General features: G+C 40.0%; 13 protein-coding genes and 1 other annotated feature. Of the genes, 6 read left to right on the top strand and 7 right to left on the bottom strand.

Annotated features, from left to right (window positions below; all coding sequences use genetic code 11):
* The first annotated feature begins 98 nt into the window (after nt 1-98).
* Nucleotides 99-905 carry a transposase gene (locus LJE72_RS03510; protein ID WP_229246248.1) on the top strand — a complete coding sequence of 269 codons (807 nt, stop codon included), beginning with the start codon at nt 99-101 and terminating at the stop codon, nt 903-905.
* Nucleotides 906-1012: 107 nt separating this feature from the next.
* Here LJE72_RS03510 and ilvN read toward each other — a convergent pair whose 3' ends face one another.
* From ilvN to yedE, 6 genes are all read right to left on the bottom strand, one after another.
* Complete coding sequence (ilvN, locus tag LJE72_RS03505) at nt 1013-1510, bottom strand: acetolactate synthase small subunit (protein ID WP_229246247.1); 498 nt, start codon at nt 1508-1510, stop codon at nt 1013-1015.
* Nucleotides 1511-1524: 14 nt separating this feature from the next.
* Nucleotides 1525-3252, bottom strand: coding sequence for a biosynthetic-type acetolactate synthase large subunit (gene ilvB / locus LJE72_RS03500; RefSeq protein ID WP_229246246.1), 1728 nt, complete (start codon nt 3250-3252; stop codon nt 1525-1527).
* A 65-nt stretch (nt 3253-3317) separates the two neighbouring features.
* Nucleotides 3318-3605 (bottom strand) — a binding site (T-box leader).
* 509 nt (nt 3606-4114) lie between these two features.
* The gene (locus LJE72_RS03490; protein ID WP_229246245.1) at nt 4115-5272 is read right to left on the bottom strand and encodes an aminotransferase class V-fold PLP-dependent enzyme; all 1158 of its coding nucleotides are present in this window, start codon (nt 5270-5272) and stop codon (nt 4115-4117) included.
* Between the two features lie 58 nt (nt 5273-5330).
* Entirely contained in the window at nt 5331-5570 is a 240-nt protein-coding gene (locus tag LJE72_RS03485; RefSeq protein WP_229246244.1) for a DUF3343 domain-containing protein, read from the bottom strand.
* 4 nt (nt 5571-5574) lie between these two features.
* The gene (locus tag LJE72_RS03480; protein WP_229246492.1) at nt 5575-5802 is read right to left on the bottom strand and encodes a sulfurtransferase TusA family protein; all 228 of its coding nucleotides are present in this window, start codon (nt 5800-5802) and stop codon (nt 5575-5577) included.
* Nucleotides 5780-6868, bottom strand: a complete 1089-nt coding sequence (gene yedE, locus LJE72_RS03475; RefSeq protein WP_229246243.1) for a YedE family putative selenium transporter — start codon at nt 6866-6868, stop codon at nt 5780-5782. The genes LJE72_RS03480 and yedE overlap by 23 nt, the downstream gene beginning before the upstream one ends.
* A gap of 305 nt (nt 6869-7173) precedes the next feature.
* Here yedE and LJE72_RS03470 point away from each other — a divergent pair, with 305 nt between their 5' ends.
* Nucleotides 7174-8298 carry a radical SAM protein gene (locus tag LJE72_RS03470; RefSeq protein WP_229246242.1) on the top strand — a complete coding sequence of 375 codons (1125 nt, stop codon included), beginning with the start codon at nt 7174-7176 and terminating at the stop codon, nt 8296-8298.
* Between the two features lie 417 nt (nt 8299-8715).
* On the opposite strand, the gene LJE72_RS03465 is transcribed toward LJE72_RS03470, so the two are convergent.
* The gene (locus LJE72_RS03465; protein WP_229246241.1) at nt 8716-9363 is read right to left on the bottom strand and encodes a flavodoxin family protein; all 648 of its coding nucleotides are present in this window, start codon (nt 9361-9363) and stop codon (nt 8716-8718) included.
* Nucleotides 9364-9688: 325 nt separating this feature from the next.
* Here LJE72_RS03465 and LJE72_RS03460 point away from each other — a divergent pair, with 325 nt between their 5' ends.
* The 4 genes from LJE72_RS03460 to LJE72_RS03445 all read left to right on the top strand — a co-directional run bounded on the left by LJE72_RS03460 (nt 9689) and on the right by LJE72_RS03445 (nt 13468).
* The gene (locus LJE72_RS03460; protein WP_229246240.1) at nt 9689-10033 is read left to right on the top strand and encodes a PadR family transcriptional regulator; all 345 of its coding nucleotides are present in this window, start codon (nt 9689-9691) and stop codon (nt 10031-10033) included.
* Nucleotides 10020-10718 carry a permease prefix domain 1-containing protein gene (locus LJE72_RS03455; RefSeq protein WP_229246239.1) on the top strand — a complete coding sequence of 233 codons (699 nt, stop codon included), beginning with the start codon at nt 10020-10022 and terminating at the stop codon, nt 10716-10718. Before LJE72_RS03460 ends, LJE72_RS03455 begins: the two co-directional genes overlap by 14 nt.
* Nucleotides 10711-11241, top strand: coding sequence for a hypothetical protein (locus tag LJE72_RS03450; RefSeq protein WP_229246238.1), 531 nt, complete (start codon nt 10711-10713; stop codon nt 11239-11241). The genes LJE72_RS03455 and LJE72_RS03450 overlap by 8 nt, the downstream gene beginning before the upstream one ends.
* A 481-nt stretch (nt 11242-11722) precedes the next feature.
* Nucleotides 11723-13468 carry a methyl-accepting chemotaxis protein gene (locus tag LJE72_RS03445; RefSeq protein ID WP_229246237.1) on the top strand — a complete coding sequence of 582 codons (1746 nt, stop codon included), beginning with the start codon at nt 11723-11725 and terminating at the stop codon, nt 13466-13468.
* Nucleotides 13469-13716 lie beyond the last annotated feature (248 nt).

Below are 13716 nucleotides of genomic sequence, written 5' to 3'. Positions count from 1 at the left end.
GGTTCTTCGACACAGAATGATAGGAGTGACAGGGAAGTGACACAAGGTAAAAAATAGGGTAATATATGGACAAAAGATAATTTAAGTGGTGAGAGGAAATGCCTAGAAGTGCAAGACAAAGAAGCAACAGCAGAATATATCACATTATGTTTCGCGGTAACGAACTGAGAGATATTTTTATTGATGACGAGGACAGAAACAAATTCTTATCCACATTTAAAGAAAAGTCAGAGTGTGAAGATTTTTCTGTTTATGCCTATTGCCTCATGGATAATCACGTACATTTTCTTCTTTCCGGTGAACATGAGAAATTAGGAAAACTGGTCAAAAGGATCAATACAAGTTATGTCTATTATTTTAATAAGAAATATGAAAGAATAGGGCATCTGTTTCATGACAGGTTTAAAAGCCAAGCTGTTGAAACAGATGCCTATTTGCTTGAAGCCATAAGATATATACACAATAACCCAGTTAAAGCTGGAATTGCTAGGGCACCAAATGATTATAAATGGAGTAGTTACCCTCATTACATAAAGGACCTGAACAATACTGTTCTAAATATTGATAAAGCCGCAATTCTAAAACTATTTTCGCATGATCCAATTCTAGCCCAAAAGTGTTTTGTTGAATTTTCGAAGGAAGCAAAGGCTATTGAATTTATGGATATTGAGGAATCCGAAACGAAAAAGAAGAGCATAATAAGAGGCAAAATTGCAGCTAAACAGTATACTGAAGAGATTCTGAATCATAACTGCATAAAGCTTGACAGTCTAAGACTAAAGGGATTTGAAGATATACGAAATCAAATAATATTAGAATTGAGACAAAAATCGGACCTATCGGTCAGAGAAATTGCATCGCTCCTTATGATAAATAGAGGTATGGTCCAGCGTATCAGAATGTGACAAAGAACCGTCCCCTGACACCCCCTAAAGAACAAGGTGTTCCGCCGGGTTGATGCGGAGCACCTTGTTCTTTATATGTCTCGATCATATTGTGTTATTGTACGTAATTACCACTCTGTCTTACTTATAGACTCTATGGCAACACTTCCGCCTCTAACCACTTCAATGGTTTTGAAATCACTGCTCAGGAGATTAATCAGATCGTTGTTCTTGCTTTCTGTTTGAACGCATTCCATCAAGACACTTTCTGGATCGTAATCGATGATTGAAACACCAAAGACCTCAGCAATTCTGTACAATTCTTCCATATCACCTTTAGAGCATTTTCTTATTTTCACAAAGAGCAATTCCTTCATATGAATCGGACTATTCGTAAAATCGATGACTTTGATAACTTCTACACAACGATTTAATTGCTTCTTGATCTGTTCAAAAGTCTCGTCATCACTCTTTAATCGAATGGTCATTCTTGAAACGGTTTCATCCTCTGTCATTCCCACCGTCAGACTTTCTAAATTATAGGCTTTTCCTGCAAACAAGCCTGAAATCTTCGCCAATACACCGATATCATTTTCAACAAACAGTGAAATCCAGCGTTTCTCCATGGTTTATTCCTCCCTTAATATTCTAAAATCATGTTATACAATGGTTTTCCACCTTGGACCATAGGCAGAACAAGTTCATCTTTGTCCATGATAAATTCGATGATGGTAGGACTTTTTGTGTTCTTTAAGGCCTCTTCGAAGGCGGTCCCAATTTCCTTATCACTTGTCACACGGATACCTTCTGCTCCGTAAGACTTAGCCAAGGCGACAAAATCCGGTGAATAGACAGGACATTGATCACTTGAACCACTACATCTTAAATCACATGCTTTCCTGCGTCTTGTGCATACACTGGAATAATGCTTTTCGTAGAAGAGTGTTTGAACTTGTCGTACCATTCCTAAAGAGCTGTTGTTAAATAGGCAAATAATTACAGGAAGCTCCTCTGCTACAGCAGTAGCCAGCTCTTGAATGTTCATCTGCATTCCTCCGTCACCGGAAATGCAAATAATCTGTTTTTCTTGGTTTCCTATTTTTGCACCTATGGCGGCAGGGAAACCATAGCCCATTGTTCCCATCCCCCCTGAGGTTAACAGCTTCATATTCTCATTTAACTCTAAAAACTGAGTTGTCCACATTTGGTGTTGTCCTACGTCCGTGACTATGATTGCGTCGTTGAAGGTTTCATTGATATGGTCAAGTATCTTTTTGGCGGTTAGCCCTTGGTTATTTTGCATAGTAAGAGGGTGCGATGCTTTCCAGGTTTCAAGCTGCTTCAGCCATTCTGTTGTATCATGTTCTTTGACATATTTAAGCATTGCTTCAATAGCTTCTTTGGCGTCAGCGACAATGGGTATATCCACTTTGATATTCTTGGAGATGGAGGCTGTATCAATATCAATATGAACGATTTTAGCTTTGCGGGCAAATTCACTGATTTTACTCGTAACTCGATCACTAAATCTTGTTCCGATGGAAAACAGCAGATCACATTCCGTAATGGCCATATTGGCCGCATAACTTCCATGCATACCAACATTGCCGAGATAATAGGCATGTTTAGTGTCAATACTTCCTTTTCCCATCATGGTGGTTACGACGGGAATCTTGGTTAGATCCACAAGCTTCGTAAGTTCAGCGGAGGCTCCGGCGATATTTACCCCTCCACCAATCAGGAAAATCGGCTTTTGTGAAGCTTTTAATAAATCCACCGCTTTTTTAAGCTGTCCGATGTGTACTTTTGTACTTGGCTTGTACCCTCTGAGATTCACCGTCTCTGGATAGTCATCACTGCCTAACTCAACCATAATATTCTTCGGTAAATCAACTAATACCGGGCCAGGTTTCCCGGTTCTGGCAATATAGAAAGCTTCCTTGAGAATTTTGCCTAGATTCTTCCTTTCGTTAACAATGACTCCATATTTACAAATACTTCTCGTGATACCAATGATGTCAGCCTCTTGAAAGGCGTCATCTCCAATTAAGTTAGAGGTAACCTGTCCTGACAAGCAAACCAGCGGCACACTGTCATAGTAAGCAGTTGCTATTCCGGTGACCATGTTTGTCGCACCCGGCCCACCTGTCACCAAGCATACTCCCACTTTGCCTGTCGAACGTGCATAACCGTCTGCCTCATGAACCAGTGCCTGCTCATGTCGCGGCAAGATAACCTTAATGGCATCCTGCAGATAGAGTTCGTCGAAAATATCCGTTACCAGTCCTCCCGGATACCCAAATACTGTATCGACTCCTTCTTCCCGTAACGCTTTTACTAATAAACTGGTTCCTCTCACTTGTTTCATAGTCATGTTTCCTCCTTAAAAATTTATATGAGCAAACAAAAAAGCCCTAAACTAAATTTTCTTTAGCTTAGGGCGAATCTACTTCCGTGGTACCACCTAAATTCAGAGGAAAGACCTCTGCACTCTGTCAGTACGGAAAACTAATATAGGGTACTGAATAAATCAGCACGAATACAGTAATCGATACCGCTTTCCAGATAACGGTGGAAAACTCCGTTGAAGTCTACTAAAGATTGCTCTCGTTCGGTTCACTGCTCAAAGGCTACTTCCATACTTCCTCCATGAAGATTCGCACCAACCATCTTCTCTCTTGAATATCGGGAGTATGTACTTCTCCTTATCATCGCGTTACAATTTGCTTTTGTTTTGCTAGTATATCAAGTAAATTATCTGATGTCAATATAAGGATGATGTCCCTTCGAAAGAGCGAAGGCCTGCGAGGGCCTGCAAGCAATCTGCATCAAAACATTCTCAAGTCCCACCAAAGGCCGAATACTCTTGAAGTGATATAGGTATATAGTAGCGGATGAATCGCTGGATTTCACTCTTTTTATGATACTTACGGGTTTTGCTATGCGCGGAGGCAGTAACCCTAATAGAATCGTACAAACCCTGTTTGGTTGGGTTGTTGTTAATTTTCGAGGCGAGTATCAGGTTCGTAATCTTCACCACCTTGTTGCCTGGGGCTATGCTATTTTCTTATTGAGCCTCCTTTATATGGTCATCCGCCAAGATCTCTTAGATGATTGCCGATCAAGGTCTCCTAAGGTAGTAATTAAATTATAAAGAGAAAATAACATGATTGTGAATGCCAATTAATCATGTTATCATTTTCATAAACGTGGTTTTTGGATAAGGTACCTTAATTTTTGGGGGGAAATAGCCCCTTTAGCAAATCAATCACATAGTCCACATCCTGATGGGAGTTAAAATGGCTGAAACTAAAACGTATGGTTCCCTGGGGAAAAGTACCAAGTGTCCGGTGGGCTGCCGGAGCGCAATGCAGGCCGCAGCGGGTCATAATTCCAAAGTCCTTAAACAATTGATAACTGACTTCCGCATTATCACGATTCAAAAAGTTAAGAGAAGCAATCCCGGTTCGGTCTTGTTTGGGGGCGGGGCCAAGGAGCTGAATACCCGGCAAGGTTTGCACATTTTCCATAAACCTCTGCGCAAGACTCAACTCTTTTTCTCTTATGGCAGGAATTCTATCCGCACTTAAATATTTAAGTGCGGCATTGAGCCCGTAAATCCCCGGCAAGTTTAAGGTCCCCGCTTCAAAACGATCGGGCAGATAGCTGGGCTGGAGAACACTGTCTGATGCACTTCCGGTTCCCCCTTCGATCAAGGGTCCGACCAGAGCGGCTAATTTATCATTCAGGTAAAAGCCGCCTATTCCTTGAGGGCCAAGGAGACCTTTATGGCCTGTAAAGGCAAAAGCATCCGCCTTAAGCGCCACAAAATCTATGCTTAAGAAACCGGCTGTTTGAGCACTATCAACAATGAAAAGCAAGTTATGCTCTTTGCATAGTTGGCCGACTTCTTCTAAAGGCATGATCGTACCACTGACATTAGAGGCATGAGTCATAATAACCGCTTTTGTATTAGACTTAATTTGCAGGACTAAATCACCGGTGGAAAGCTCCCCTTTGTTATTACAGAGAACCGTTGATACTTCAACCCCTTTTTCAGCCAGTGAAGCCAGGGGGCGCATAACCGCGTTATGTTCCATCGAAGAAATAAGCACGTGATCTCCCGATTTCAACAACCCTTTAAGGATAACATTAAGACTTTCTGTAATATTTTTAGTGAAAATCACGTTTTCCGGTTTAGGAAAATTAAACAGGTTAGATAGAAGTTCCCGTGTTTCATAGACAATATTAGCAGCTTCATAGGATGCGGTGTAAAGCCCCCGGTTAATATTACACCCACTATTGCTCAGAAATCCGGCGACAGCATCAGCTACCCCGGGTGCCTTAGGGAATGAGGTGGCTGCATTATCTAAGTATAATCCGTTCATGACACCATTCCTTTTAGTAAGGGCTTCGTCATTTAACGAAGCCCTTACTATATTAAGTTCACTCCTTAGCACGATAAACTAATTGGTACTGATTTCCTTCAACAGCATAAATCTTCTCGATTTCCTCAGAAATAATCTCGGTCAGACTCTTGGTAAAGTAGAATTTTACCCCCATACCGCAACTGGAAGTCAACTTGCGGGGTAAAGGGATCAATTCTCCCGGATAGTTAAATCTTTGAATAAACTTGGCGAATTTAATCGCTGAAAAGTTCGTGTAGAAGAGCACAATATAAGTCATAGGATTACTTCTTCTTCGCTGATATTTCAAAGGTATTTGTTTCACCGTCCAGTTCAATAGTATTAACAGTGTAACCGGATAAGTTCAAGTATCTTTCTACATTTGATTTTGCTGTTTTACTGTCAACCAGGACGGCGATTTCAGTCGAGTTAACTTCAAGTGCCTGTTTAGTCATCAGTATCGGATGGGGACAGGACATTCCTCTTGTATCAATTTGTGCCAATCTTAACACCTCCTGGGACAGTCGATTTGGCATCTCGTTCCTGGTTGAAATAAGCAATCAGAAGTAAGAGAGCAAAACCAATGAATACGGCGATTTTTCCGTTAGGGGAAGGTCCTTGAGCACTGGCGGCCAGGGAAAAGTTATGGGCAAAGGCCGCTCCGGCAGACATCCCTAAAACTGTAATGACAGAATCAACATTTCCTTCGGCGGCCAGAATAAGTTGTCTTAAAGGACACCCCCCCAGAAGCACAGAACCCCAACCTGCCAGAGCCATGCCTAGAAAATTCCATAATCCATCAGCATGGGCAACGGATTGACCGGCAAAACTGAGCTTATAAAAGCCAAAGTATAAATTTCCTAAGCTGGCAAAAACAATGATGGAGATAAATCCTAAAATTAAATAAGTATCTTTAAAGAGAATAGCATCTCGAATACCACCGACCATGCACAACCTGGTTCTTTGCACTAAGGCACCGACAATCAGTCCTGCAGCAAGAGCAATCCAGACCGGCGCATGCCCGGCTCCCGGACCTTTGGTACTAAAGAAGATAAAGGCAGGTGCTGTTAAGAGAAGGATAAAAAGCCCGACATTAAACAGGGGGAAAAGGTAACCTTCAAGTTTGGACAGTTTGTAAGTTCTCTTAAGACTAAAGCCATTTTTTAAGAAAATAATGCCCACAATAATTCCGGCAGTAAATCCGGCCAGGCCAAACAGAGCATTAAGGTCGCCGCCTCCCAGTCTTAAGACCATGCGGAGCGGACAGCCTAAAAACATTAAGGCACCAATCATAACCACAAAACCAAGCATAAATCGAATGAAGGGGGATGAGCCTCCTCGAACATCAAATTCCTTTTTAGCAAATGATATCAGAAAAGCTCCTAAGACAATCCCAATAATTTCAGGACGTATGTACTGAACAACTTCTGCGCGATGTAAGCCTAAAGCTCCCGTAGTGTCTCGAATAAAGCAGGCGATGCAGATCCCCATGTTCACAGGATTGCCAAAACGAACCAGGATAACTGCCAGTATCCCAATAACTGCTCCTGTAAAAATAATGCCTTTTTTACTATCCAATGTTCTTCCTCCCTTTTATAGAATCAGAGTTTAGAATGTTAAAGGTTGAAATCTGTCTTCTTATCCCTCCTTTATCATAATGGAATACTTATATATAAATATAATATTATTATAATTTTGCAACAATTATTCCATTTCATCTAAAATATGGTGTAAAATTAGTAAAAAGTCCAACTTTGTTCAGATACCAGGACTATCTGGACTGGAATCAAGAAAATACCATTATCATTGCTTTAGGAGGATGGAACAGTTTAGGCTTTAGTTTTATGCAGAAGTAGCAGAAATTAATTAACGGAGGACATGTTATGAAAATTTCAAAGAAAGATGCGTTGTTTTGGTTTGAATTCTTTTCAATATTACCAGAGGATGAGGACGTTATGACAAAACAACAAGAAATCATTTACGCTGTCTTTGCCCAGATTGAGGCTGCGATCGATCATAGAAACGATATCTTAATGTTGGAAATCAGAAGCTTAAAAACTTTGGAGAATAGAACTTTTTTTGTGGGAAATGAAATCAAATTCCCCCAAGGATGTCGTTCCTGTCTGATGGGAACCGGTTTGAGTGCAATCCGGAAAACGAACAAATGTAACTTAGAGTGTAAGTTCTGCTATCATTATGGAGAACTGGATGCTATTGCTCCGGTCGGCGAAGGCATGTGGGAAATCGGTGACACAAAATTTTATGAGAAGGACATTGATTTACTGCTTTCCATCCAACAGAAGCCCACGGGCATTTCCTACGTTTATTTAGAGCCATTTATGGAAATTGAAAAATACTATCCGGTTATCAAGAAATTCAGTGATGCAGGGATTCATCAACATCTTTATACAAATGGCACGTTAGCAACGGAAGAGACGCTGAAGGCTTTAGGTGAAGCCGGTCTTGACGAGCTGCGTTTCAACCTGGGTGCCTCAAATTGTTCGGACAAAGTGATTGAAATTATGGCAATAGCGAAAAAATACATTAAACATGTCGGTATTGAAACGCCAATGACTCCTGAGTTCTTTGAAACTTTTTTCCGGAAGAAGCAAGCGATCTTAGAGACAAATCTCGATTTTATCAATTGTGCAGAATTGCACCTAAATGCCAATAACATAGACAATTATTACGGGGAAAACATGTATATTTCCAGACATGGCTATATATCTCCGATTTGGAGTAGGGAATTAACGCTGAAATTAATGAAAATAGCCGTTGAAGAATGCTGGGATTTAGCCGTTCATGATTGCTCAAACTATACGAAATTTGCCAGAGGTTTGAATTTTAGTGGCAATGAGGGCAGGTGGGTCGGATCCAGTAATTATACTTGTGCGTTTTTAAGGATACCCTACGAAGTGTTTTTACCCATACTGCGCGATGATAAATTCGAATTTTTGAGTGAAGAGGAATTGCCTGCCGGCTATAGACCAGGAGAACTGGTTTTTTAGTGAGGTAAGATACCAAATGTTGCAAAAACAAGGTGCTGACAATAGTAACTCTTCAAATAGCTTATCCCCCTCAAGCAACGATTTAATAACAAGCTCACTCATCGCATTGAGCACAATCCAACGGTAAGAACAATATTTTAAACCCATTGAAGTCTTGATAAGCCCTGAGTGGCATAAGTATTTAGGGAATGAACGGAAAAAGCAGCCTCATCTTAAACAAGAAGGAGGCTGCTTGCGTTCGTGGAGTTACGATAGAGGAGGCTGTTCCTGATGGCGCTTAGTTTGTCTTGCCATAAGTTAGGTGGAGAAGTGGCGGCAACGCGGCCGCCGTTTTTTTGGGGTTTAACCTAAACTTGGGGTGGGTGGTAGAAGCAAGCCGCTGTTTACTTTGAAACGCAGTTTGTATAGTAAAAGACGTTAGTCCCGGGCCAGTCTGGCTCCCATATCAAAGGCTTTTTGACAATCCAGTGGGAATTGCTCTGTTTTCACTTGGAATTTGTGTTTTTCATTGAACATGGCTGCATCATACTTGGAGTAGTCATCAAATTGGTAGGTATCGGCGGAAATTAGATATTCAGAGGTTCCATTGAGTAATTGTAGGGTATTTTTAGTCTGTTCAAATAGAGCTTCATAATTAACTTGCTGCAGAAACTCTTCAGGAACATTCATGGTATAGATAAAACCCGAGGACAACTTCCCTGGATAAACGGAGCGATGCCCCTCATTATAGGAAAGGTTGGAAAAGAGCAAGCGCTCCAGGAAAGAACGCATTAAACCGGTCACATTGCTAAAATAGATGGGTGATCCCAAGAAGAGGACATCGGATTTCAGAACTTTTTCCAGAACCTCACTTAAGTCATCCTTCATAGCACAGTGTCCGACATACTTGGAATTCTTCCTCTTACAAGCAAAGCAGCTGGTGCAGCCTTTAAAATTCAAGTCGTACAAATGAACAGCTTCTGTTTGAGCTCCCACGGATTTTGATCCTTCAAGGGCTTTTTGCAATAAGGTATCCGTATTCCAATTTTTCCGCGGACCGCCGTTGATAGAAAGTACTTTGACCATTAGCAATCGTCTCCTATAATTTAATTAATACTTGTCTTAATCATAGACACTTTCATTATAATAGCAAGGAGTAAATTTACAAGTACGCACCTTTTTGTGCCTGTGAACTTATAAATGATATAGTTAACCAGTAAATGATATAGTTAACCAGCTGTATGGTGCGGTTTTCTTCTTCGGTGAAAGAGTCAGAGGTAAATTTCACCCCATTATGGATTGGGTTAAAACCACGATCTACTTTATTTATAAAATTGTAATTGAAATACCTTGATCATCTATATATATTATACATAGATGATCAAGGTGTTAATTTTGAGGAGGGGTTGATGTGAAAATTGATAAAGGTCTGCTCGGAGGAAGCACACTTTTGCTATTATTGTCCTTGCTGGCAGAAAATGATAGGTATGGGTATGAGATAATCAAAGAGCTTGAGCTGCGTTCTGACAGTACCTTTCAATTTAAGGAAGGGACACTTTACCCGGTTTTACATAAACTTGAAAATAACGGCTATGTCAAATCATATATGGCCAAAGGGGACGCTGGCAAAGAGCGCAAATATTATCAAATTACGAGTAAAGGAAAAAAACAGCTTGTCGAGGAAAAGAAACAATGGCAAATCTATTCGATGGCAGTTAATAAAGTAATAGGCGGTGACGCCCATGCTTTCGCCTAAGGGGGATAAGTTTATTGAAGATATCTTATCCTATGTTAAATTTTCCTTTGATAGATTCGCAATAAAGACTGAATTGGAAAGCCACCTCTTAGACAAAATAGAGGATTACACTGAAGCGGGTCAGGCAGAAGACGCTGAAGAGTCAGCTATCACCGATATGGGGGATGCTCAGGAAATCGGGCTTGAACTTAACAAGCAGCACAATCCTCTGGTTGGTTGGATATGGATGCTGACGCGATTAGCAGTGGTGCTATTGGTCATAGTCGATCTTTTTTTTGTGGGATTACCGATCGTCACGTCCTTGTTGGATGATAATCCCATCGAGGATATTTCAAAAGCTAATATAGTGTATAACATCACGGTTAATAAAACGGTTCACTTGGATGATACGGTTATTAACTTTCGGAATGTTATATACGAAGGAAATGGGAATTTGAATATTATTTATGATTATTATGAAACCCAGTTTTGGGGGACTGGGTGGAGTCTAGGAGGTATCGGGATCATCTCCGACAACTTAGGGAACGAGTATTTTGCAGGATCGGGCGGAGGAATAAGACCTATTGTCAGAAGAACGGTTGAGAATTTTTCCGATGAAGCGGACACTTTAATTATAGATTATGACCAATACAATCGGAAATACCGTGTCGAAATCCCGTTAAAGGGAGGGATTAAAAATGAGTAGATCCCAAAAAATTGTTAAAAACCTAGTGGTTTTTTTAGGATTATGCTTTTTGTTTATTACACAAACAGCGCTTTATTTGACGCCTTTATCAGCTCACGAGCATTCTGAACGAAGTTTACATTATGGTCCGTCGGAGGTAGTTCATGTTGAGGATTTTGACGGTGGGAAATACATCCTTGCCAATTATGACAAATGGTATTCTTGCAATAGTGTAGAAAGAACCCTCGGTTTCTTTTGGAGAACTGGTGGCGGTTCGATTGGCACAGAAAACGATAAGACTAAAGCTGTTGCTTTTTCCTGGTCGGCGTCGTATGAGCATTTCGTTGCTTACGGCATTATCAATAATGCTCGAGTTAAAAGAATTGAACTTACTCTAAGCAATGGTCAGGTTCTGACACAAACAAAGTTTTACGATAATATGTTTTTAATTCCTTGGACTGATAATACTGATAACAACTATTTCGGAAAACTTAAAGGGTATGATGCTTCCAATAAAGTAATATTTGAATCAGAGTTACCTTGACGATATTAATAAAACAAACATTTATGATCCTTGGCAATTCTGTGAACATCAAAATAGTTGGCCTCTTTGGCAGCGAAAACCGACCGCAAACGCTGGCTACGGGATCCATCATATAATGTTCGGTTAAGGCTATGACCGTAGCACCGGTTCAATTTAAGAACTGAAATAGTTTGGCTTTTTCAACGTGATCTCTGAGGAATAGATGGGTGCAGGCGGGTCTTATTTCGTTAAAATCCCTTCAACTTTGAAGGGATTTCGTAAAACATGTCGAAAGAACTTATATAAGTATATGGGTATATAAGTAAGGGAGAGTATTCATGGGTATACGAGTAGCGTAGCTGAAAAGGTTACTTTTGATCGTCTCAATACACAAATATAAAAAGGAATAGTGAGCAAAAGGGCTCTTCATTCAACCCCGGTTACCGGGTGTATATGAAGAGCCCTTTTTTAATAATAGGGAAGATTAAGAGGGGGAGTTATTGTGAGTAATTGGTTAAAACGTTACATTGTACCTATAGTGTTCGCAGGGGTTATGCTTTTATTAGGTCTCATATTTAGAAATAGCAATGTTGCTTTTCTATTGCTTTTAGTTAGTGTCGTCGGCTTCATGACTATTTGCTTATTGCTTATAAAAAAAACATTCGAGTTATTAGATTACTCTATAGAATATCTAAAACGGGGATCACTAGGGGATTACATGGTTTTAGAAAAAGGAGTCAAATTGGTTGAGCAGTTAAATGACGAAATATCGGCAATTCTTCAAAGTAATAGATTGGACCGTGAAATGCTAATAAATATTCAAAAGAAATTGTTAAAGGAAAATCACGAATTTATCGCATTAAGTTCTTTTTGGGAACCTAATGCTTTTGACCAGAAAGACAGCAGTTTCCGGAATGTAGATTACTATGATAAAGGTACTTTTACGGCCTATGTTTACCGTGATGAGGATGAAGACATTAAGGTTATTACTCTCGGGGATATCTATAATCAGCCATGGTACAGTGTGCCAAAGAAAACCCATAAAATCACAATAACTGAGCCTTATGAGGAAAATATTAAAGGCAAAAAGATTTTAATGGCGAGTGTTGTTATGCCGATTATTTTTAAGGGTAAGTTCCTGGGAGTTATCCCCACTGACATTGTCTTGAACGAGATTGAAGAAATACAATCGGATGTCGTATTGTATAAAAATAGGTTCGAGAATACACTGACCGAAACAATCGTCAAACGTTTAATCGATAGAAACGATGAGTTTGCTATTCTCGGACAAGCAATCAAAGCGACAAATGTCAGTCAAAAACAGATCCTGAATCGCTTGTTGCAAACAACGAACCAGGTTACGGAAACTTCTAAAGAATTAACAGTCATATCACAAGAGTCAGCCAAAGCTGTTGAAGAGATTTCTAAAACAATCGAACAAATTGCATCAAGTGCAACCACTCAGGCCTTAGAGACAGATAACGGCGTTAATGAGATTGCGGAGTTGGGCAAGATTATTGAGCTGGATCAACAATATTTAAATGACTTAAACAATTCAGCTGAAACCGTTGAAAGAATGAAAAACGAAGGTATAATCGCTATAACAGAACTAATAGAGCGTACAAGAGAAAGAGAACAGTATACCGATCGGATCGAGGAAGGGATCAATAAAACGAATGTAAGTGCTGAGAAAATTTATTCTGCAAGCAAACAGATTCAGAATGTCGCAGATCAAACTAATTTATTAGCTCTAAACGCGGCTATAGAAGCAGCCCGGGCTGGTGAAGCGGGAAGAGGGTTTTCCGTTGTGGCAGAAGAAATTCGAAAGTTAGCGGAACAATCTAGCAATTTGACCAGCGAAATTAATTCCGTAATAGATGAGTTACAATCGAATTCGCAAAGTGCCGTAGAAATCATTGGGAAAAGTTCAGTCATTGCGGAGAAGCAAGAAAGCAGTGTTAAGATTACGAGTGAGCGCTTTGAAGGAATCGCCAAAGCCGTAGAAAAGACCAAACAAATCATTGAAAACTTAAATGTTTCTGGTCAAAGTATGAAAAAGAAGGAGAATCAACTTATTGAAATGGTAAAGAAATTAGATCGCATTGCCGAAGAAAATGCCGCCAGCACAGAGCAAGTTTCGGCAGCCTCTGAAGAGCAAACAGCATCAATGATCGAAATTGCGAATGCAAGCCAAGGTCTTTCTACTTTAGCTTATGAATTACAACAGGCCATTAATAAATTTAAGTAAAGTCGGCTCTGAAGAAATTAATCTGTAAGGCTGTTTTTGATTTTGCGTATTATACGATATCATTCATAACACGGTTCATAAGGTGCATAGAAGACATTTCCCCGTACATTGTGCAGCTGTCCTGATACTTAGGGCTTGCTAGCCAAACCCCGATTTTCATGTCAATTTACCGAAATAACATTTTCTTCCTGCTGAAATATCCAATAGAAAATTTGGGCAAAAAGAACTCTGAGCTTAAGCTCCAAGTT

This window comes from Desulfosporosinus shakirovi, assembly GCF_020595055.1.
Lineage (GTDB): Bacteria > Bacillota > Desulfitobacteriia > Desulfitobacteriales > Desulfitobacteriaceae > Desulfosporosinus > Desulfosporosinus shakirovi.
This window is presented reverse-complemented; position numbering and strand designations above follow the sequence as displayed.